The sequence below is a fragment of the Streptomyces showdoensis genome, assembly GCF_039535475.1.
In the GTDB taxonomy this organism is placed as follows: Bacteria; Actinomycetota; Actinomycetes; order Streptomycetales; family Streptomycetaceae; genus Streptomyces; species Streptomyces showdoensis.
Genome location: NZ_BAAAXG010000026.1, coordinates 1180284 through 1198564 on the forward strand (window position 1 = coordinate 1180284; position 18281 = coordinate 1198564).

23 protein-coding genes are annotated in these 18281 nt (G+C 73.6%); 14 read left to right on the forward strand and 9 right to left on the reverse strand.

Annotated features, from left to right (window positions below; all coding sequences use genetic code 11):
- The first annotated feature begins 41 nt into the window (after positions 1 to 41).
- On the forward strand, positions 42 to 713 hold the full coding sequence (locus ABD981_RS18080; protein ID WP_046906516.1) for a DUF4097 family beta strand repeat-containing protein: 672 nt from the start codon (positions 42 to 44) through the stop codon (positions 711 to 713).
- 172 nt (positions 714 to 885) lie between these two features.
- Positions 886 to 1173, forward strand: coding sequence for a hypothetical protein (locus tag ABD981_RS18085; protein ID WP_046906515.1), 288 nt, complete (start codon positions 886 to 888; stop codon positions 1171 to 1173).
- 56 nt (positions 1174 to 1229) lie between these two features.
- Here ABD981_RS18085 and ABD981_RS18090 read toward each other — a convergent pair whose 3' ends face one another.
- The 3 genes from ABD981_RS18090 to ABD981_RS18100 all read right to left on the reverse strand — a co-directional run bounded on the left by ABD981_RS18090 (position 1230) and on the right by ABD981_RS18100 (position 2560).
- Positions 1230 to 1769 (reverse strand): SMI1/KNR4 family protein, encoded by a 540-nt coding sequence (locus tag ABD981_RS18090; RefSeq protein WP_276205560.1) that lies wholly within the window; start codon positions 1767 to 1769, stop codon positions 1230 to 1232.
- A 177-nt stretch (positions 1770 to 1946) separates the two neighbouring features.
- Complete coding sequence (locus ABD981_RS18095; protein WP_046906513.1) at positions 1947 to 2363, reverse strand: ATP-binding protein; 417 nt, start codon at positions 2361 to 2363, stop codon at positions 1947 to 1949.
- The gene (locus ABD981_RS18100; protein ID WP_046906512.1) at positions 2360 to 2560 is read right to left on the reverse strand and encodes a hypothetical protein; all 201 of its coding nucleotides are present in this window, start codon (positions 2558 to 2560) and stop codon (positions 2360 to 2362) included. The genes ABD981_RS18095 and ABD981_RS18100 overlap by 4 nt, the downstream gene beginning before the upstream one ends.
- A 115-nt stretch (positions 2561 to 2675) precedes the next feature.
- On the opposite strand from ABD981_RS18100, the gene ABD981_RS18105 reads away from it, so the two are divergent.
- Both ABD981_RS18105 and ABD981_RS18110 read left to right on the forward strand, forming a co-directional pair.
- Complete coding sequence (locus ABD981_RS18105) at positions 2676 to 3527, forward strand: helix-turn-helix domain-containing protein (protein ID WP_046906511.1); 852 nt, start codon at positions 2676 to 2678, stop codon at positions 3525 to 3527.
- A complete protein-coding gene (locus ABD981_RS18110; protein WP_046906510.1) occupies positions 3508 to 3783 on the forward strand; it encodes a DUF397 domain-containing protein in 276 nt (91 codons plus the stop codon). Before ABD981_RS18105 ends, ABD981_RS18110 begins: the two co-directional genes overlap by 20 nt.
- Position 3784: 1 nt before the next feature.
- On the opposite strand, the gene ABD981_RS18115 is transcribed toward ABD981_RS18110, so the two are convergent.
- On the reverse strand, positions 3785 to 4378 hold the full coding sequence (locus ABD981_RS18115) for an SMI1/KNR4 family protein (RefSeq protein WP_123954287.1): 594 nt from the start codon (positions 4376 to 4378) through the stop codon (positions 3785 to 3787).
- Positions 4379 to 4508: 130 nt separating this feature from the next.
- Here ABD981_RS18115 and ABD981_RS18120 point away from each other — a divergent pair, with 130 nt between their 5' ends.
- The 3 genes from ABD981_RS18120 (at position 4509) to ABD981_RS18130 (ending at position 9791) form a co-directional block, all read left to right on the forward strand.
- Positions 4509 to 5081: a dihydrofolate reductase family protein gene (locus ABD981_RS18120; RefSeq protein WP_046906509.1), complete on the forward strand. Its 573-nt coding sequence runs from the start codon at positions 4509 to 4511 to the stop codon at positions 5079 to 5081.
- 69 nt (positions 5082 to 5150) lie between these two features.
- Complete coding sequence (locus ABD981_RS18125; RefSeq protein ID WP_046906508.1) at positions 5151 to 5699, forward strand: GNAT family N-acetyltransferase; 549 nt, start codon at positions 5151 to 5153, stop codon at positions 5697 to 5699.
- A gap of 114 nt (positions 5700 to 5813) precedes the next feature.
- Complete coding sequence (locus ABD981_RS18130) at positions 5814 to 9791, forward strand: hypothetical protein (protein ID WP_123954286.1); 3978 nt, start codon at positions 5814 to 5816, stop codon at positions 9789 to 9791.
- Positions 9792 to 9873: 82 nt separating this feature from the next.
- Here the strand turns inward: ABD981_RS18130 and ABD981_RS18135 are convergent, their stop codons facing one another.
- Entirely contained in the window at positions 9874 to 10644 is a 771-nt protein-coding gene (locus tag ABD981_RS18135) for an MBL fold metallo-hydrolase (protein ID WP_046906507.1), read from the reverse strand.
- 88 nt (positions 10645 to 10732) lie between these two features.
- On the opposite strand from ABD981_RS18135, the gene ABD981_RS18140 reads away from it, so the two are divergent.
- The 5 genes from ABD981_RS18140 to ABD981_RS18160 all read left to right on the forward strand — a co-directional run bounded on the left by ABD981_RS18140 (position 10733) and on the right by ABD981_RS18160 (position 14489).
- Positions 10733 to 11596 (forward strand): pirin family protein, encoded by an 864-nt coding sequence (locus tag ABD981_RS18140; RefSeq protein WP_046906506.1) that lies wholly within the window; start codon positions 10733 to 10735, stop codon positions 11594 to 11596.
- A complete protein-coding gene (locus ABD981_RS18145) occupies positions 11593 to 12738 on the forward strand; it encodes an MFS transporter (protein WP_123954285.1) in 1146 nt (381 codons plus the stop codon). Before ABD981_RS18140 ends, ABD981_RS18145 begins: the two co-directional genes overlap by 4 nt.
- Positions 12739 to 13202: 464 nt before the next feature.
- Complete coding sequence (locus ABD981_RS18150; RefSeq protein WP_345530461.1) at positions 13203 to 13508, forward strand: TetR/AcrR family transcriptional regulator C-terminal domain-containing protein; 306 nt, start codon at positions 13203 to 13205, stop codon at positions 13506 to 13508.
- A gap of 101 nt (positions 13509 to 13609) precedes the next feature.
- The gene (gene tpx / locus ABD981_RS18155) at positions 13610 to 14107 is read left to right on the forward strand and encodes a thiol peroxidase (RefSeq protein WP_046906503.1); all 498 of its coding nucleotides are present in this window, start codon (positions 13610 to 13612) and stop codon (positions 14105 to 14107) included.
- Between the two features lie 103 nt (positions 14108 to 14210).
- Positions 14211 to 14489 (forward strand): hypothetical protein, encoded by a 279-nt coding sequence (locus tag ABD981_RS18160; protein WP_123954284.1) that lies wholly within the window; start codon positions 14211 to 14213, stop codon positions 14487 to 14489.
- On the opposite strand, the gene ABD981_RS18165 is transcribed toward ABD981_RS18160, so the two are convergent.
- The gene (locus ABD981_RS18165) at positions 14440 to 14973 is read right to left on the reverse strand and encodes a hypothetical protein (protein WP_046906501.1); all 534 of its coding nucleotides are present in this window, start codon (positions 14971 to 14973) and stop codon (positions 14440 to 14442) included. The two genes, ABD981_RS18160 and ABD981_RS18165, sit on opposite strands and share 50 nt — an antisense overlap.
- A 111-nt stretch (positions 14974 to 15084) precedes the next feature.
- Between ABD981_RS18165 and ABD981_RS18170 the strand changes: the two genes are divergently transcribed.
- Positions 15085 to 16473 carry an FAD-binding oxidoreductase gene (locus tag ABD981_RS18170; protein WP_046906500.1) on the forward strand — a complete coding sequence of 463 codons (1389 nt, stop codon included), beginning with the start codon at positions 15085 to 15087 and terminating at the stop codon, positions 16471 to 16473.
- Positions 16474 to 16555: 82 nt separating this feature from the next.
- The gene (locus tag ABD981_RS18175) at positions 16556 to 16960 is read left to right on the forward strand and encodes a PIN domain-containing protein (RefSeq protein ID WP_046906499.1); all 405 of its coding nucleotides are present in this window, start codon (positions 16556 to 16558) and stop codon (positions 16958 to 16960) included.
- A 14-nt stretch (positions 16961 to 16974) separates the two neighbouring features.
- Here the strand turns inward: ABD981_RS18175 and ABD981_RS18180 are convergent, their stop codons facing one another.
- The 3 genes from ABD981_RS18180 to ABD981_RS18190 are packed head-to-tail and all read right to left on the reverse strand — an operon-like array spanning position 16975 to position 18199.
- Complete coding sequence (locus tag ABD981_RS18180) at positions 16975 to 17601, reverse strand: LysE/ArgO family amino acid transporter (RefSeq protein WP_046906498.1); 627 nt, start codon at positions 17599 to 17601, stop codon at positions 16975 to 16977.
- On the reverse strand, positions 17598 to 17879 hold the full coding sequence (locus ABD981_RS18185) for a DUF2087 domain-containing protein (protein WP_046906497.1): 282 nt from the start codon (positions 17877 to 17879) through the stop codon (positions 17598 to 17600). Before ABD981_RS18185 ends, ABD981_RS18180 begins: the two co-directional genes overlap by 4 nt.
- 41 nt (positions 17880 to 17920) lie before the next feature.
- A complete protein-coding gene (locus tag ABD981_RS18190; protein ID WP_046906496.1) occupies positions 17921 to 18199 on the reverse strand; it encodes a hypothetical protein in 279 nt (92 codons plus the stop codon).
- Positions 18200 to 18281 lie beyond the last annotated feature (82 nt).

The window sequence follows — 18281 nt, forward strand, 5'->3', positions numbered from 1 at the left end:
AAAGACACAGGGAACGCCACTCCAGAGGAGCCGGAAGAGCCATGCAGAACTTCCCCGCCACCGCCCCGATCACCGCCGTCCTCGACATCCCCGCCGGCCGCGTCCAGCTCATCGCCGCCGACCGCGAGGACGCCACCGTCGACATCCGCCCCGCGAACGCCACCAAGAGCCGTGACGTGAAGGCCGCCGAACGCGTCCAGGTCGCCTTCGCCGACGGCGTCCTGCGGGTCCAGGCCCCCGCGCCGGAGAACAGGCTCTTCGGGAACTCCGGCGCCGTCGAGGTGACCGTCCAGCTCCCGGCCGGCTCCCGCGTCGAGGCCAAGGCCGCCGCCGGCGACCTGCGCGGCGTCGGGCGCCTCGGCGACGTCGTCCTGGAGACCGCCCAGGGCCAGGTCAAGCTCGACGAGGCCGCGAGCGCCCGCATCAGCATCCAGGACGGCGACATCCTGGTCGGCCGCCTGAGCGGCCCCGCGCAGCTCCGCACCATGCGCGGCGACATCAAGGTCGCCGGAGCCGTGCGCGGCGCGGTCGAACTGCGCACCGAGAAGGGCGACATCGAGGTCTCCGCCGCCCGCGGGGCCTCCGCCACCCTCGACGCCGGCACCGCCTACGGCCGCGTCCAGAACGCCCTCGCCAACACCGTCGGCCCCGACGCCGAGCTGACCATCCGCGCCACCACCTCGTACGGCGACATCACCGCCCGCAGCATCTGATGGCGCCTCGCACCGACCGGTCGAGCGGCGACATCGGTTCGCCGCCGGACCGGGGGCCGCAGGGCCGGCGGCCCGAGTGGCATCGGCCCGGCGCCCGCGAGACGATGGGAGCCGAGGCTTGCAACGCACTCGCCCGGGGGATTCAGAGCACTCATCGCCGTGGAGCGTTGCCATGACCACCAAGCCCGCGTGCGGGCCGCAGAGCGACCCCGAGTTCTTCGAGGCGCTGAACAAGCTGTTCGACCAGTACCCCGAAGCGGCCGACAAGTACGCGATCAAGTGCATGACCCTGGAACTCGACTACCTGAAGATCGACTTCAGGAGGCAGGAAGGCATCGCCCGCGTCGAGGACGGCCGCATCATCACGGAGTTCGTCGACCGAGACCCCACCCGCAGCCAGGACTGCTGCGGATGGCACCACGGCGAATGCATCCTGAAGTGCGACCCCCCTTGGGTCTGAGGGCCGCGGCCCCCTCCCGACGCGTCATCGTGACCCGCCTCCGGTCGGGAACCGACTCACGACCAGACGAGTCGGCCCTCGCCGAACCGGCAGACCGGGTGGCTTCCCTCGGCGATCCTCGTCAGCGTCTCCGCCACGGAGTCGAAGTACCGGGCCATCGACTCGTACTCGCCCGTGACCGTGGGCTCACCCACGAACCAGCTGCCGACGCGCCCGTCCCGCACGTCGACGAACTTCCCGCTCCACCCGTCCCGGTCCGACAGGAACGGGATCCACTCGTTGCGCCAGAACGGATGGTCCGGCTGGTCCGGAGGGTCGAATCCGCAGGACGTGGAGCGATTCGCGTAGAGCCTCTCGATCGCCCGGACACCCAGGAAGAAGCTTCCCTCGTCGGGGAACCCGTCGAAGCCGCAGCACATCACGTCGTCGTCGACCTCCTCCGCCGGCAGATCCGGATTGTTCTGCGACAGCCACGTCCGCAGGTCCCCGTGCAGGGAGATCCCCATCCGCGCTTCGGCTGCCGCGAGCACCTGCTCCGTGGCGGGCCCCGGCAGATCCGCGTGATCGGCCGGCGCGTGCTCCCGAAGAAGACCCATCACACGTGACCAGCTCTCCGCCACATCCACCGCCCTCTACCCCTCTCCGCAGGGATGTCTCCGGCGCCCGGGAAGTACCGGCCGGAGAACCGTGCAGGGATGGTACTTCGCGCGTGCGTTCCCTCCCCGAGGCGCGGGCTCGGCCCGTGGCGAAGCCGGAAACGCCCACCGCCCACGTCACCCGCCGAACGAGCGCCCGCGCGAGGGCCGTTCCGGGGAACCCGTCCCGGCATCCCTCCGGCCGGTGCCGGACAGCTCGCACCACACCGTCTTCCCGTACGGCCCCTGCTCGACGCCCCACCGCAGCGCCACCGCCTCCACGATCGCGAGCCCCCGCCCCGACTCGGCCCCGTCGACGGCCTCCCGCAGCACCGGCCAGACCCGCGGATCCGGATCCGTCACCGCGAGCCTCGTCCGCCCCTCCCGCGTCGCGGACACCCGGACGGTGACCGGGGTCCCCTCCCCCACGTGCCGGATGACGTTCGTCAGCAACTCGCTCACGCAGAGCCGCAGCTCGTCCCCCTCCACCATCCGCCGCACCTCCGGCACCGCCTTCGGGACCGCGATCAGCTCGACCGCGAACGGCAGCGTCACCCGCCCGCCGCCGTCCGCAGCGCCTCCGCCAACTGGCGTGCGGTCGCCACGGTGCAGTTGCCCAGCGCGACGAGCGGGGGCCGGACGGTCCGCCCCGCGAGGGTCACCGGGTCCACCCCCAGGGACGGCAGCGTGATGCCGTGACCTGCGAGAGCGGTACGGAGGGCCTCGACGTCGGGCCTGATGTCGTCGGTCATGCGGGGTTCCGCCTTTCGTAGCGTGCCGTGACGAACCCCTCACACGCTGCCGGTCGGCGCCCTACCGTGGAAGGGTTTCCCGCTCCACGACGCAAGGTGCGAAAGGCGGTCGACGGTGGCTGCGCGCAAGGAGATCGACGGCTCGGCGAGCGTCCCGCAGTTCTACGGGAAGGAGCTCCGCTTCAAGAGGGAGGAGGCGGGCCTGACGCTGGAGGGGTTGGTGGAGGGCAGCTTCTACGGTGTGACGTATCTCAGCGAGATCGAGCACGGGAAGCGGCGGATGCCGCGCGATCTGGCGCAGCACGTGGACCGTGTCCTCGGGACGGATGGGTTCTTCGCGCGGCGGTGCGAGGACGTCCGCAAGGCGAAGCAGGGCGCGCATGCGGCGTACTTCGCGGCGATCGCGGAGGCGGAGAAGCGGGCGCTGGTGATCGAGGAGTGGTGCAACGTCCTCATCCCAGGTCTGCTCCAGACCGCTGCGTACGCGCGCGCCGTCATCCATGCCACGCATCCGCGCCACACCTCGGACGAGGTGCAGGCGAAGATCGATGCCCGACTCAAGCGTGCGGGGCTCTTCAACGAGCCGAAGAGACCCGAGTACTGGGTCATTCTCCATGAGTCACTGGTACGCAACCCCACGATCTCGGCGGTGGAGATGGCCGAGCAACTCGACCACATCGCCGCCCTCGTACGACGCGGCCTCGTCGTTCTGCAGATCCTCCCGTGGAACGCTCCGACGAGACCCTTCATGGCGCTGCCGTTCAAGTTCATGGAGTTCGACGACGAACCACCGCTGATGTACACGGAGGGCCCGTACCACGGTCAGACAGTCGACGATCCGTCCCTCGTGAGGCAGTACCGCAGGGCATACGATCGGCTGAGGGCCGCCGCCATGCCGCCGGAGGCGTCCCTCGCCCTGCTCGAACAAGCGGCTGAGGACTACCGACATGGCCAGCAAAGCCCTTGATCTGACCGCCGCCGTCTGGCGCAAGAGCAGTTACAGCAACGGCGATGGCGGCGACTGCCTCGAAGTGGCCGAAGGCTTCGCCGCCTGGCGTAAGAGCAGCTACAGCAACACGTCCGGCGGCAACTGCCTCGAAGTCCGCGACGACGCCCCCGGCCTCGTCCCCGTCCGCGACTCCAAGCGGCCCGACGGGCCCGTGCTCGTCGTCCCGGCCGCCGCCTGGGCGCCGTTCGTCGCGGCCGTGAAGGCGAGCTCCTGAGTCACCACGGGACCATGTCCATGGAGTGGTGCTCCAGCCAGTCCGCGAACGTCGCCGCGCGCCCGTGCCGGCGCATCGGGAGGAGCAGGTCGCAGGTCGCGCGGGCGTCGAACCACAGCTCGCCGTGGTGGGGGCCCGTGACGACCATCAGGGTGCGGAAGCCGCAGCCGTTCTCCTCAAGGAACACCGCCCCGGCGGTCTTCCGCTCCTGGAGCACCCCGCACTCGTCGTCCCAGGCCTGCCAGGCCGCCAGGTCCTCGCGGGGCGGCTCCCGGTCGTCGAGCTCGTCGTCGTAGGCGCGGTAGCTGTCCGGGTGCGGGAACGGCTCGGTGAGCAACAAGTAGTTCGTGTCCGTGTCGCCGTGCCAGCCCCAGCCTCGCGCGCCCCGGCAGAGGGGGCGGGCCTTGCCCGGGGCGGTGCTCGTGAGCAGGTGGTCGCGGTAGGCCGCCGGGAAGGTGACGCCGAGGTCGGCCTCGGCCTCGAGGACGTCCGCCTCGGTGAGGGGCCAGGCGGTGGGGGCGTAGCCCTCCTCCGGGTGCCCGAACCGGCAGCCCTGCGCCAGGCGCCGGTACTCCGCGCTCCAGTCGATGCTCATCCCGGCATTGTCGCCCGGTCGCGGCGGGGTCGAAAAAGATCGGCGATCACCGATGATTTTCCGGAGCACCCCCGGTCCTACTCACGACGGACAACGACGACCGCACCGACAACCACGAAGGATCCCGGCCATGCGCACTCTCATCAGCACCGCTTTCATCTCCCTCGACGGCGTCGTGGAGGGCCCCGGCGGCGAGCCCGGCTACCGGAACTCCGGCTGGACCTTCAAGCACACGGAGTTCCTGCCCGAGTCCTTCGAGATCAAGGAGCGGGAGCAGAAGGAGGCCGCGGCGATGCTGCTCGGCCGGGCCAGCTACGAGGCGTTCAGCCCCGTGTGGCCGGGCATGGAGGACTTCGCCCGCTACAAGGAGCTGCCGAAGTACGTCGTGTCGACGACCCTCACCGAGGACGACCTCGTGTCGAACTGGGGCGAGACGACGATCCTGCGCACCCTCGACGAGGTCGCCGCGCTCAAGGAGACCGAGGGCGGCCCGATCATCGTGCACGGCAGCGCCTCCCTGAACCAGGCCCTCTCCGACGCCGGCCTGATCGACCGCTACCACCTCCTCGTCTTCCCGCTCCTCCTCGGCGCCGGCAAGCGCCTGTTCAGCACCACGGACAAGGACGCGCAGAAGCTGGAGCTCGTCGAGCACGAGGTCTACGCGAACGGGCTGCAGAAGCAGGTCTTCGACGTCGTCCGCTGACCGAACAGGACCCGGCGCCGCGCCGAAATCGCCTTGCCGACGCGGGGGTTCCCGTACGAGCCTCCTCGCATGGAACTCCCGCAGCACGCACCCGCGCAGGCGCCCGCGCAACTGATCCGCATCGACGACGGCCTCGTCCTCCGCCCCTTCGACGCCGAGGCGGACCTGGCCGTGTGGCTGCGGGTGATCGAGGAGTCCCTGGAGCACCTGCGGCCCTGGATGCCCTGGGTCGCCGAGCACAGCCCCTCCAGGGCGGCCGACTTCCTGGCGCGGCGGGCGGAGCTCTGGGAGGCCGGCGCGGAGTTCACGTACGCCGTCGTGGCCGACGGGGCGATCGTCGGGACCTGCGGGCTGTACCGGCACGAGGACACCCCCGAGGGCGCCCGCGAGATCGGGTACTGGCTGCACCCCGCCGCCACCGGCCGGGGCGTGGCCAGCCGGGCCGCGGGGGCCTTGGTCGAGGAGGGATTCCGGCTGCCCGGCGTCGACGAGCTGCTGATCGTCCACGACCTCGGCAACCACGCCAGCGGGGCGGTCGCCGCGCGTCTCGGCTTCGCCGACCACGACGTGAGCGACGGTCTCCGGACCTGGCGGCTCGCCCGGACGACGCACCCATAGACTCGGCCCGACCCGAGCAGCGCCCGAGCGGCGCCCACGCGGCTCCCGCAGCTCTCGCACCTCGTCCGAACGGCTTCCGTTCGTGCTTCATGAACCGTCCCAGGGGGGGACCTCTTGTACTCCGCCCATGCCGGAAGACCGGCAGGCCCGCCGCGCGCGCTCACACTGATCGCGCTGATCGTCGCGGTCGTCGCGTCCGTCCTCGGCCCGGTCGCCACCGCGTCCGCCGCCGCGGCGCCGACGCCGACCGCCCCGGCCCCGTCGAAGGCCGCGCCCGAGACCGCCGCGCCGAAGGCCACCGCGGCCCAGGCCCGCGCCCTCGCCGCCCGCCAGATCGCCGAGGGCGGCCTCGCGGACACGTGCTCCGGGCCGATCGCGCCGAACACCGTCCACACCTGTTCCGCCTGGCCCGCGGAGAGCAGCACCACCTCGTTCACACTCGACGTGCCGCGCGCCGAGGACCTCGTGGTCGCTCGGGTCGTCGGCGCCCACAGCAGCTCGCTGAACGTCGTCCTGACCGCTCCCGACGGCTCCGAGGTCGCCTGCGACCTGCCCGACGGCAGCGGCAGCCTGCGCTGCCCGACCTCGCAGGCGGGCCCGCACACGCTGAGGCTGACCGACACGTGGGGCGGCGGAAGCGGGTTCTCCGTCTCGTACCGCGCGCTGCTCTCGGACACCGCCTGCACCGCCGTGACCGACGGGGACACCGCGCTCGGCCGTCCCGCCGCCCGGGCGCTGAGCCTCGCGGCGGGTTCGACGGGCGACTGCCTCACGCTGCCGACGGGCTCCGGCGAGGTGCTGCGCCTGTTCGGCACCGACTACCGGGTCTCGCACACCGTGTACGACGCCGCGGGCGCCCAGATCTGCTCGACGCGCGTCTCCGGCTACCAGTACGTCGACTGCACGCTCACCGGCACCGCGCCCTACCGCCTGCTGGCGACCGAGCGCGACGGTGCCGCGTCCGAACTCACGCTCACCACGGCCCGCCTCTCGCACCCGAGCGGCTGCCCCGTCGTCCAGCCCCAGGCGTACGGGGCGGTGCCGGACGCGACCGGCACGGCCCGCTGCCACACGCTGCGCGTCCCGGCGGACGGCCCGTACCTCTTCGGCACCGTGGACGGGAAGGACGGGAACGGCGCGAGCCTCGCCGGCCGCCTCTACCGCGGCGACGGCACCCCGGTCTGCTCCCCCGAGCCCACCACCCCGTGCCGGCTGACCGCCGGTGACTACACCTGGTCCCGCGACGCCGTCACCGGCGCCGTCACCGACGCGTACGGCGTCTGGTTCCTGGCGACCGCGCAGGCCCAGGGCTGCACGCCGGTCAAGGACGACGGCTTCGCCTCCGGCCCGGCGACCGGCACCTTCACGGACGCCGGCCAGGCCCTGTGCCTCGGGCTGCCGACCGCCTCGGGGCGCGGCCTGTACCTCCTCGACCGGGCGAGCGGCGAGGGCGCCGCGCACCCGACCGTGCGGGTCTACGACGCCAAGGGCGAGGCACAGTGCGCCAACGAGGGCGCGCCGGGGGTCTGCAAGCTGACCGGCACCGCCCCCTTCCACGCCGTGCTGAGCGCGACGGCCCCCGGTGCGTACGCGCTGGCCGTGCACCGCACCGGCGAGGCCGCGGGCTGCACCCCCTGGGCCCCGTCCGGCTTCGGGAACACGTGGGGCGCGCAGACCGCGCTCGCCGCCGGGCAGACCGCGTGCCTGTCCCTCGCGGGCGACGCGCACTCCACCGCCGAGATGGTCGACTACACCAACGACAGCAACCAGGTGAACGCCTGGCTGCGTGTCCACGACGCCGCCGGCAACCAGGTGTGCGGCACCACCGTCAGCACCTCGACGACGACCTGCCGCCTCTCCGCCGGCGCCCCCTACACGGCGCTGCTCACGAAGAACGGCTACGGCTCCGACACGTACAAGCTGGTCCGCCGCGACATCTCCGAGACGGCCCGCTGCGCGGCGCCGAAGTCGCTCGCGGTCGGCGGGCCCTCCACCCCGTACACCCTCCGCGGGGACCTCGACGCCACCTGTCTGCGGGTGACGGCGGCGGCCGCGGACAAGCTGTGGCTGTCCGTGCGGACCCCGGACGCGGCCTACAAGACGGGCGCGGTCCTCGGTGTCGTCGACGGCAGCGGCACCATCAAGTGCCGCACCTGGGGCACCGCCGGCACCTGCCGGGTCACCGGCTCCACCTCGTACCTGGTGTACGTCGTCGCGGTCGGTTACGGCGAGACGCCGATCGCCTCGTACGTGGACACCTGGCGGGTCGGCACGGCCTCCGGCTGGGCACCGGAGTGCACGGCGAACAAGGTGTCGGCGGCCGGGTTCGCGCAGCGCAGCGCGGTCCTGACCGAGTCGGCGACGGCGTACTGCGCGGTGCTGGACATGAAGCCGCGCACGTACTTCGACGTGGACGGCGTGGACAGCGAGCCGAACGGGGCCTCCCCGACGGTGAGCCTGCTGGCGGCCAACGCCTTCGGCCCGACGACCGACTACTCGTACCAGTGCAACGGCACCGGGTTCCGCCACAACTGCCTCGCCGACGGCAACGCGCCCACCGGGCAGTACGTGCTGCTGGTGACCCCGGGCAAGGCCCCGACGCCGTACGAGTTCACGATGCAGGGCACCTGCAAGTCGCCCTGCGACAGCCTCCCGGCCCAGCCCGACGTGGAGCGCCTCGGCACGACCACCGGCCCGGCCGGCACCGCGCACCCGGTGCAGCTGTACGGCTCCGGGCTGACGCTCGGCACGCGGATCAGGCTCCGCAACGACGCCACGTCCGGCGAGACCTGGATGAACCAGGTGGTGTCCGTCGCCCCGGACGGGACCTCGATGAAGGTGCTGCTCGGCACGCGTGACCTGCCTCCGGGCCGGTACGACCTGCAGGTCGGCGACGGTGGCTACACCTCCGGCACCCGCTCCCCCGGCTACCTCCCGAACGCCTTCACGGTGACGGAGGCCCCGGCCGCGGCGGCCCCCGGCCGCTTCGTCCCGGTCGCGCCGAAGCGCTTCCTCGACACGCGGTACGGCACGGGCGCGCCGAAGGCGAAGGTCGGTGCGGGCGGCACGGTGAAGCTGAAGGTCGGCGGGGTGAACGGCGTCCCGGCGACGGGTGTCACGGCGGTCGTCATGAACGTCACCGCCGTCGCCCCGACCGGCACCGGCTTCCTCACCGTCTACCCGGACGGCCGTCCGGTCCCGTCGGCGTCCAGCCTGAACTACACGGCGGGGCGCACGCTCTCCAACCTGGTGACGGTGGCCGTGCGCAACGGCACCGTGAACCTGCGCAACAGCACGGGCGCGGTCGACGTCGTCGCCGACGTGGCGGGCTACTACACGACGGCGGAGGGTGCGGGCTCCGCGCTGACGTCGATCGACCCGACGCGCTTCCTCGACACCCGGTCCGGCACCGGCGCCCCCAAGGCCCGGGTCGGCGCGGGCGGTTCGGTGAAGCTGAAGGTCGCCGGGGTGAACGGCGTCCCGGCGACGGGTGTCACGGCGGTCGTCATGAACGTCACCGCCGTCGCCCCGACCGCGACCGGCTTCGTGACGGTCTACCCCGACGGGCAGGCCGTCCCCACCGCGTCGAACATCAACTACTCGGCCGGGGAGACCCTGCCGAACCTGGTGGTCGTGCCGGTGGTGAACGGCTCGGTGGTGCTGCGCAACAGCGCGGGCGCGGTCGATCTGCTCGCCGACGTGACGGGGTACTTCACCGCCACGGGCGCGGGCTTCACCGCGGCCGAGCCGGTCCGGCTCCTGGACACCCGCTCCGGTCTCGGCGCGCGTGCGGGGGCCGTCGGTCCCGGCGGCGTGGTGAGCATGCGGGTCTCCGGCGTGGCCGGGGTGCCGAGCGAGGGCGTCACAGCGGTCGTCCTGAACGTCACGGCCGCGGCCCCGACCTCGGGCAGCTTCCTGACCGTCCACCCGCACGGGCGCCCGCGTCCCGCGGTGTCGAACCTCAACTACCCGGCGGGCCGGACGATCTCCAACCTGGTGGTCGTGCCGGTGGTCGACGGGCGGATCACCTTCACCAACCACTCGGGCGGCGTGCAGGTCATCGCCGACCTGAACGGCTGGTACAGCGGCTGACGCCGTCGCCGCTCGCGCGCGGTGTGAGGAGGGCCGGACCGCGGATGCGGTCCGGCCCTCCGGCGTTCGTGCGGGCGGGAGTTCAGCCCAGCTCCTCCGCCACCCCCGGCTCCAGCCAGCGCAGCGTCCCCGCGAGTGCGGGGTCGGCGGCGAAGGCGGCGGTGATGGCGGCCGGGTCCTCGGCGAGGTGGGCCCAGGAGTCGAAGTGGAGGGGGACGACCGTGCGGGCGCCGAGGGTGCGGGCGAGGGCGGCCCCTTCGGCGGCGCTGAGGGAGAAGGCGCGGTCTCCGGTGGAGGGGAAGTGGGCGTCGCCGAAGTGGAGGAAGGCGGTGTCGAGGGCGAAGCGGGCTCCGATCGCGGCGAGCGCGTCGTGGCGGACGGTGTCGCCGGAGAGGTAGAGGGCGCCGCCGTCGTGTTCGAGGACGAAGCCGGTGACGGGTCCGGTGGCCTGCTCGGTGCCCTCGGGACCGTGCCGGGCGGGGGTCGCGGTGATCCGTACGGTCGTGCCGCCGGCGGTGAACTCCCGGCTCTCCCAGGGCTCCAGGCCCTCGGCCCGGCCGCCGAGGCGGGCGGCGCCCTCGGGGGTGGTGAAGGTGCGGCCGGCGCGGGCGAGGACCTCGCGGCCGGTGGGGTCGAGGTTGTCGGCGTGCTGGTCGTGCGAGAGCAGCACCAGGTCGACGGGCGGCAGCCGGTCGGCGGCGAGGGCGGGGCCCGCGAGGCGCCGGAGCGGGCGGGCGGCGGGGTAGTCGGCGGGCGCCGGATCGAAGGCGGGGTCGGTCAGGACGGTGAGGCCGCCGATGCGGAGCAGGACGGTGGCCGTGCCGATGTAGGTGGCGCTGATCCCTGTCGTCATGGACGTGAAACTAAACCGATCGGTTTATCTATGTCAACCGAACGGTTCAGTCTTGACACTGAACTGAATGGTGTAGTTCATTCTTGGCATGACCACCGAGCGCACCGTCACCCGCATCGCCCGCCCCTTCCACACCCACGAGGGCGCCGGCTTCCCCGTCCGCCGCCCCTTCCCCACCGCGGAACTCCCCTTCGTCGACCCCTTCCTGATGGTCGACCAGGTCGGCCCCACCGAACTCGCCCCCGGCGAGGCCAAGGGCGCTCCCCCGCACCCGCACCGCGGCTTCGAGACGATCCAGTACGTCCTCGACGGCGACGTCGCCAACGCCGACTCGCGCGGCCACCGCGCCGTCGTCCGGGCCGGCGGGGTCCAGTGGCTCACCGCGGGCTCCGGCATCGTCCACGAGGCGCTGCCCACCGAGGAGTTCCTCGCCTCGGGCGGTCGCCAGCACATGCTGCAGATCTGGGTGAACCTCCCGGCCCGGCTCAAGGCGCTGCCGCCCCGCAGCCAGAACGCCGGGGCCGCCGACCTGCCGACCGTCACCACCCCCGACGGCACCGCACTCACCGTCCTCGCCGGCAGCAGCCACGGGGTGACCGGCCCGTTCGGCACCCACACCCCGGTCCTCGTCGTCCACGCGCGCCTCGCGGCGGGCGGTCGCGCCGAGTTCACCGCGCCCGCCGGGCACAACGCGATGGCGTACGTGCTGACCGGCGACGCCGCCGTCGCCGGCGAGCCCCTGGCCGACGGACACCTCGCGGTGCTCGACCGGGACGGCGAGCGCTTCACCGTCGAGGCCCCGGGCGCGGCGGCCGAGGTGCTGGTGCTCGCGGGCGAACCGATCGGCGAGCCCGTGGCCCGCAGCGGCCCCTTCGTGATGAACACGGCGGCGGAACTCCGGCAGGCCGAGAAGGACTTCGCGAACGGGCTGATGGGACGGATGCCGGTATGACGGGCACGAGTGCGAGCACGAGCACGGCGACGCGTGCGGGTGCGGGGGCGGGGGCGCCCGGTCGCCGCCGGACCGGGACGGGTGCCCGGCGCGCCCTGCTCCCCGCCCTGTTCGTCGCACCCGCCTCGATGGGCGTGTCGGGGCCGAGTCTCGCCCTGCCGGACGCGGCCCGGGAGCTCGGCGTCCCCGCCGGGTCGGCGGCCTGGCTGATGACCGTGTTCGGGATCGGCCTGGCGGTCGGCACCCCGCTGCTCTCCGCCACGGCGGGCCGGCGCGGCCCCGGCGGGCTCGTCCGGGCGAGCGGCGTGCTCCTCGCCCTGGGCGCGGCGCTCGTCCTCGCCTCCGGGGCCTCCGGGGCCTCCGGCAGCGCCGGAGCCCTGCCGCTCGCCGTCGCCGGACGCGCGGTCGAGGCCCTCGGGGCCGCCGGGGTCACCGTCGCCGCGTTCCGGCTCGCGGGCCGCGACCGCTCGGGCCGGACGGCCGGGATCGTCGCCATCGGCAGCGCCGTCGGCGGCACCCTCGGCCTCTTCGCGGGCGCCGCCGCGGCCTGGGCGGCGGGCTGGCAGGCCGCCCTCGTCCTGCCGCTGCTGAGCCTCCTCGTCCTGCCGCCGGTACGGCGACTGGCCGGTCCGACGGAATCCCGTACCGCCGCGGCCACCGGCGCGGGGCGCCCCCTCGGCGTACTGCGCGCCCCGGGCTTCCTCGCCGCCGCCGGGCTCATGCTCGCGCTCTCCACCGTCAACTTCGCGCTGCTCTACGGCGCCCCGCGCCGGTTCTCCGCCCTCACCGGCTGGAGCCCCGTCCAGACGGGCGCGGCCGCCGCGCTCGCCGCCCTGACCGGGGCACTGCTCTCCTGGCGGCTGATCCGCCTCGCGCCCCGGCTCGGGACGCGCAGGACCCGGACGCTGCTGGCCGCCGGCTCGGCGACCGCACTGCTGCTCGCGGCCCTCGCCCCCTGGCCCGCGGCGGTGCTGCTCGGCTCCGGGCTGAGCGCGCTCGTGACCGCGGGCGGCCAGGGGGTGCTGACCGGGGCCGCGACCAGGGGGCTCGGCGAGGAGCGGCACGGCACGGCGATCACCCTGTTCAACCTGGCCTTCCTGACCGGCGTCGCGATCGGCCCGGCACTCGCGGCGACCGCCTGACCCGATCGAACGCCCGCCCCGACAGACCGAACCGTTCAGTTCACGCACTTCCTATACTGGCGGTGACTCCGCCCCGCCACCCCGAAGGACCCCCATGGGCGCCCACACCACGGACGACGTACTCGACGCGTACGGCATCCCCGTCATCCCCGACCCCGCCGCCGCCGCCGCCCGCAAGCGCCGGGCGATGATCGACGCCGCGCTCACGGAGTTCCTGGCCGAGGGGTACTCGGCGGCCTCCATGGACGCGATCACCCAGCGGTCCGGTGTCTCCAAGGCGACCATCTACAAGCACTTCGGCAGCAAGGAGCGCCTGTTCCTCGCCGTCATCGGAGGAGTGCTGACCCGGACCTACGCCGACGTGGAGCCCGGCGGCGCCGGCCTGGCGGAGGCCCCCCGACCTGCGGGCCGCGCTCGTCCGGCTGGCCGGCGACTGGGCCCGTACGCTGCTGCGCCCGGACCTGATGTCGCTGCGGCGCCTGGTGATCGGCGAGATCGACCGCTTCCCGCAGCTCGGACAGCTCTGGTACCGGCTCACGTACGACATGTACAACGGCCCGCTGGTCGAGGCCGTGACCGCGCTCGACGCGAGCGGCGCGCTGGAGGTGCCCGACCCGGACCTCGCCGTGCGGCAGCTCGTGGCCACCACGGTCGGCGTGCCCCAGCTCGTCCACACCTTCGCGCCCGGCACCGCCGTCGACGACGCGGAGCTGACCCGGCAGATCGCCTCGGGGGTGGACCTCTTCCTGGCCCGGTACGGGCGCGGCTGAACGGGCGAGCGGGTCCCGAACGTTCCGTTCCGCGAGATGCGGATTCCACGCGCAGTAGGATCGGGACCGTCGTCAGCACTACCCATCGAAGGAGATTCGGCATGGCGCAGGTCACGCTCAAGGGCAACCCGGTTCAGGTCAACGGCAGCCTGCCCGCCGCGGGCGAGCAGGCCCCGCAGTTCAGCCTGGTCGGCGAGGGCCTCGCGGACCTCTCGCTCAAGGACTTCGCCGGCAAGCGCAAGGTCCTCAACATCTTCCCGAGCGTCGACACCCCGACCTGCGCGAGCTCGGTGCGGGCGTTCAACAGCAAGGCGGCCGAGCTCGACAACACCGTCGTGCTCTGCATCTCGGCGGACCTGCCCTTCGCCCAGTCCCGCTTCTGCGGCGCCGAGGGCCTGGAGAACGTGAAGAACCTCTCCACCCTCCGCGGCCGTGAGTTCCACACGAACTACGGCGTGGACATCGCCGACGGCCCGCTGGCCGGCCTGACCGCCCGCGCCGTCGTCGTCCTCGACGAGAACGACAAGGTCCTGCACGTGGAGCTCGTCAACGAGATCGCCGACGAGCCCAACTACGAGGCCGCCCTCGCCGCCCTGTAGTCCACCCGGGTCCACCCGCCCGCAGGGGCCGTCACGACAGGTGTCGTGGCGGCCCCTGCGGCGTCTTCCCCGTGCCGTCCCGCCCGCGGCCTACGATCGGAGGATGAGAAGCACACGCACCGCCCCGGGATCATGCGGCTCCTCCACCTCCTTCCTCTCGCTCTGGTCGAAGGGCTCGTTCCTGTCGATCGGGTCCGTCGGGTCCTTCATGTCCATCGGATCCGTCGGTTCGGCCTTCTCGATCGGCTCCGTCGGGTCCTTCCTCAGCGTCGGGTCGCTGCTGTCGGACCGCTCGCGCTGGTCCGTGATGGCCTCGCGGTCGGTGGCCGCGGTCATGCGCTCCCGCAGCCGGCGACCGGGGTCACCGACGTCACGTCCGTGAGCGGGACGTCGACCGTGCGGCCCTGCACGACGAGGGTGAACGCGCCGCTGCCCCGGGTGAGTTCGCCGCACAGGGCGCCCGTGGAGGTCACGACCTCCACGGCCCGGGAACCGGCACCGGCGCCGGACGGGGTGCCCGCGTCCTCCGGAGCGGGCCACCAGGAGCTCGTGGCGGCGAGGGCGGTCAGCAGGACGGTGGCGAAGGTGAGGATCAGGCCGGTGCGCAGCCGGCGGGCGGCCCGGTCCGGGTCGTCGGGGCCGGAGTGCGGCCAGGCCGTGCGGCCCACCAGGTAGACCGCGAGGACGGCGAGCAGCAGGGCGACCAGGACCAGGACGCCCGCGACGGCCTCGACGCCCCGGGGTGCCGTCCCGGGGCCGCCGCCGGCCTTCAGCGCGCCGCACAGGCCCACGAAGCCGAGGGCCGCGAGTTGGAGCGTCAGCCAGCCGCGGGCGGAGGTCCGGACGGCTTCTTCGCTGTCGGTCATGGCGCAAGGATGCCGAGGCCGCGGCCCGGGAGGCGGGCTGCCACGCCGAGGGGGAGACTGAAGGGGTAGCGCGGCCGGCCACAGGGGTGCCCTGGAGCTGGAGGAATGGTCATGGGCGGTACGGCTGTGGAGACGCTGCGCGAGGCACTGCGCGGCGAGGTGACCGGCCCGCAGGACGCCGGGTACGACGAGGCCCGGTCGGTCTACAACGCGATGATCGACCGGCGGCCCGCGGTGATCGCGCGGTGCGCGGACGTGACGGACGTGCGGGCGACGGTGCGGTACGCCCGCGAGAGCGGGATGGACCTGGCGGTGCGCGGCGGCGGCCACAGCGGCGGCGGGCTGTGCATGGTGGACGGCTCCCTGCTGCTCGACCTGTCGGGGATGCGCTGGGTGCACGTGGACCCGGAGGCGAAGACGGCCCGGGTCGGCGGCGGCGCCCAACTGGGCGACCTGGACCACGAGGCGCACGGCTTCGGGCTCGGCGTCCCGGCCGGGATCATGTCGACGACCGGAGTGGGCGGGCTGACCCTGGGCGGCGGGCACGGGCACCTGACCCGGGCGTACGGGCTGACGATCGACAGCCTCCTCTCGGTGGACGTGGTCCTCGCGGACGGCTCGTTCGTGACGGCCTCGGCCGACGAACACCCGGACCTGTACTGGGCGTTGCGCGGCGGCGGCGGGAACTTCGGGGTGGCCACCTCGTTCACGTACGCCCTGCATCCGGTGGACACGGTGGGCCTGGCGGTCACGCTGTGGGACCCGAAGGACATCGGGGCCGTGCTCCGCTGGTACCGGGAGTTCCTGCCGGCCGCCCCGGAGACGCTGAACGGCTTCTTCGCGACGCTGACCGTGGCGCCGGGGCCGCCGTTCCCGGAGGAGATCCACGGGAAGAGGATGTGCGGCGTGGTGTGGTGCTCCACCGGCCCGGTGGACGAGGAGGAGCTGGTCCGCACCTTCGCCGACGTCGCCGAACCGGCCCCGCCGGTCTTCCACTTCGCGACGCCCATCCCGTACCCGGCGCTCCAGTCGCTGTTCGACGAGCTGATCCCGAAGGGCCTGCAGTGGTACTGGCGCGGGGACTTCTTCGACCGGATCACCGAGGGCGCGATCGACGTGCACCGCGCCTTCCTGGAGGACCTCCCCACCGAGCTGTCGACGATGCACCTCTACCCGGTCGACGGCGCGGCCCACCGCCCCGGCCCGGCGGACACCGCCTGGGCCTACCGGGACGCGGTCTGGTCCGGCGTGATCGGCGGCATCAGCCCCGACCCGTCCGACGCGGACCGCATCCGCGACTGGGCCGTCGGCTACTGGGACGCGCTGCACCCCCACTCGATGGGCGGGGCGTACGTGAACTTCCTCGGCGCCGACGAACCGGACGCCCGCGTCCGGGCCACCTACCGCGGCCACTACGACCGGCTGGCCGGGGTGAAGCGCACGTACGACCCGGACAACGTCTTCCGCCACACCCAGAACGTCGAACCGGCGAAGGGCTAGGGCCTAGAGCCCCTCGGCCACCCGAGGGTCGAGCGGGGTTCCTCGACTTCGAGGTCCTGGAAGAGCGGGAGCGGTCCGGCCGGTGAACTACCTCGCCGACGCCTCCGCGGTGTGGCGCATCCTGCGCCGGCAGATCGGCTCGCCGTGGCCGGAGCGGGTGGCCCGGGGGCAGGTTTCCCTGTGCCCGCCCGTGGAGGCCGAACTGATGCCGGGGCTGCGGTCCGACCGCGACTGCGAGCCCTTCCTCACCATGCTCGGCCAGACCTTCGGGTGGGTCCCCGCCCCGGACGACCCCTGGCCGGAGATCATCGCGATCCAGCGGGACCTGGTCCGCATCGGACACCACCGCGGCCCCTCCCCGACGGACCTCCTGATCGCCCTGACGGCGGCGCAGCACGGGCTGACCCTCATCCACGTCGACGACGACTTCGACGCCGTCGCCAAGGTGCGTCCGGGGATCTCCGTGCTGCGCCTCGACACGCTCTGACGGGCGGCGAGGCCCTACCCCACCAACCGCACCGCCAGCACCACGATCAGCGTGCTCGACGCCAGGGCCGTGGTCAGGCGGCCGCGGGGGCCGGTGAGGGTGCGGCCCAGGAGGGTGCCGCCGGTGGCCAGGAGGAGTTGCCAGCTGGCGGAGGCGGCGAGGGCGGCGGTCACGAAGGCGGTGCGTTCGGCGGCCGAGGCGGGGGCGTCGGGGCCGGTCGCCAGGATCAGGGCGACGAAGTAGATCACCGTCATGGGGTTGAGGACCGTGATGCCCAGGAAGGTCGCGTAGGCGCGGGCCGGGCTCAGGGGCGCGGAGCCGTCGTCGCGGGAGGCGAGGGCGCCGTCGCGGTGGGCGCGGAGGGCCGTCCGGGCCGCGCGGACGGCCAGGACCACCAGGACCAGGGCGGAGACCCAGCGGAGCGGGGTCGTCACGGGGGTCAGGTACGGGACGAGGGCGGAGCCGCCCGCGACCGCGAGGAGGGCGTAGACGCCGTCGGCGGTCGCGACGCCGAGGGCCGCCGCGGCGCCCGTGCGCCAGCCGGTGCGGGCGGTGACGGCGACGAGGTACGCGCCGACCGCGCCGACCGGGATCGCGATGCCGTAGCCGGCCAGCAGGCCGGCCAGGGCCGCGGTCGTCACGCGACGGCGGCGGTCGCTCCTACGGGGGCGCCGGGCTGTCGCCGGTAGGCCGAGCCGTCCTTGGTCCGGGCGAGCTGTCCGCCGATGACGAGGTAGCGGCGCAGCGCCGGGAAGTCCGCGTGCACGGTCTTCAGGGCCTCGTTGACCTCGCGCTCGGTGTAGACGCGGGACGGCTCGAAGAGGGTGGCGGCCAGGTGGTCGAGCAGGGCCGCCCGGCGGGCGGGCTTGCGCGGGATCGCCTTGAGGCGCCCGTCGGCGGCGAAGAGGTCGGAGGTCATGGGTGCAGACTGGCGCCGGACGGCCGCCCGCGGCAACGGGTTTATCGCGTCATGACCTTCACCGCGGGGTCGATCCTCGGCATCAGCGGCGGCATCCCGTGCTCCACGAAGATCGGCCGGGCCTGCTCGACGAAGGCCCGGAAGTCCTCCTCCGACTCCCAGAAGTCCACCACCCGCCAGCCCCCCGACCCGTCGGGACCGGCCGCGTGGGCGAGGAAGCCCCGGGCGGGCCACCAGGGCGCGGCGACGAGCGCGGCGGTGGCGCGCTCGTAGACCTCCTGGGTCAGACCGGGGACCTCGATGGTGACGATGACGGCCATGGTGCTGCTCCCGGTGCGCGCGAAGGGGCGGGGTCCCGACCAGCACAGCAGCCGGTCCCCCGCCCCGCACCGCGGCCGGGCC

Bases quoted from the DNA above. Each gene is read 5' to 3' on its own strand.
- ABD981_RS18100 (WP_046906512.1), bottom strand. From the start codon at position 2,560: ATGACCGACGACATCAGGCCCGACGTCGAGGCCCTCCGTACCGCTCTC.
- ABD981_RS18190 (WP_046906496.1), bottom strand. From the start codon at position 18,199: ATGGCCGTCATCGTCACCATCGAGGTCCCCGGTCTGACCCAGGAGGTC.
- ABD981_RS18110 (WP_046906510.1), top strand. From the start codon at position 3,508: ATGGCCAGCAAAGCCCTTGATCTGACCGCCGCCGTCTGGCGCAAGAGC.
- ABD981_RS18125 (WP_046906508.1), top strand. From the start codon at position 5,151: ATGGAACTCCCGCAGCACGCACCCGCGCAGGCGCCCGCGCAACTGATC.
- ABD981_RS18085 (WP_046906515.1), top strand. From the start codon at position 886: ATGACCACCAAGCCCGCGTGCGGGCCGCAGAGCGACCCCGAGTTCTTC.
- ABD981_RS18115 (WP_123954287.1), bottom strand. From the start codon at position 4,378: ATGAGCATCGACTGGAGCGCGGAGTACCGGCGCCTGGCGCAGGGCTGC.
- tpx (WP_046906503.1), top strand. From the start codon at position 13,610: ATGGCGCAGGTCACGCTCAAGGGCAACCCGGTTCAGGTCAACGGCAGC.
- ABD981_RS18185 (WP_046906497.1), bottom strand. From the start codon at position 17,879: ATGACCTCCGACCTCTTCGCCGCCGACGGGCGCCTCAAGGCGATCCCG.
- ABD981_RS18165 (WP_046906501.1), bottom strand. From the start codon at position 14,973: ATGACCGACAGCGAAGAAGCCGTCCGGACCTCCGCCCGCGGCTGGCTG.
- ABD981_RS18120 (WP_046906509.1), top strand. From the start codon at position 4,509: ATGCGCACTCTCATCAGCACCGCTTTCATCTCCCTCGACGGCGTCGTG.
- ABD981_RS18080 (WP_046906516.1), top strand. From the start codon at position 42: ATGCAGAACTTCCCCGCCACCGCCCCGATCACCGCCGTCCTCGACATC.
- ABD981_RS18160 (WP_123954284.1), top strand. From the start codon at position 14,211: ATGAGAAGCACACGCACCGCCCCGGGATCATGCGGCTCCTCCACCTCC.
- ABD981_RS18135 (WP_046906507.1), bottom strand. From the start codon at position 10,644: ATGACGACAGGGATCAGCGCCACCTACATCGGCACGGCCACCGTCCTG.
- ABD981_RS18090 (WP_276205560.1), bottom strand. From the start codon at position 1,769: ATGGGTCTTCTTCGGGAGCACGCGCCGGCCGATCACGCGGATCTGCCG.
- ABD981_RS18145 (WP_123954285.1), top strand. From the start codon at position 11,593: ATGACGGGCACGAGTGCGAGCACGAGCACGGCGACGCGTGCGGGTGCG.
- ABD981_RS18140 (WP_046906506.1), top strand. From the start codon at position 10,733: ATGACCACCGAGCGCACCGTCACCCGCATCGCCCGCCCCTTCCACACC.
- ABD981_RS18170 (WP_046906500.1), top strand. From the start codon at position 15,085: ATGGGCGGTACGGCTGTGGAGACGCTGCGCGAGGCACTGCGCGGCGAG.
- ABD981_RS18150 (WP_345530461.1), top strand. From the start codon at position 13,203: ATGTCGCTGCGGCGCCTGGTGATCGGCGAGATCGACCGCTTCCCGCAG.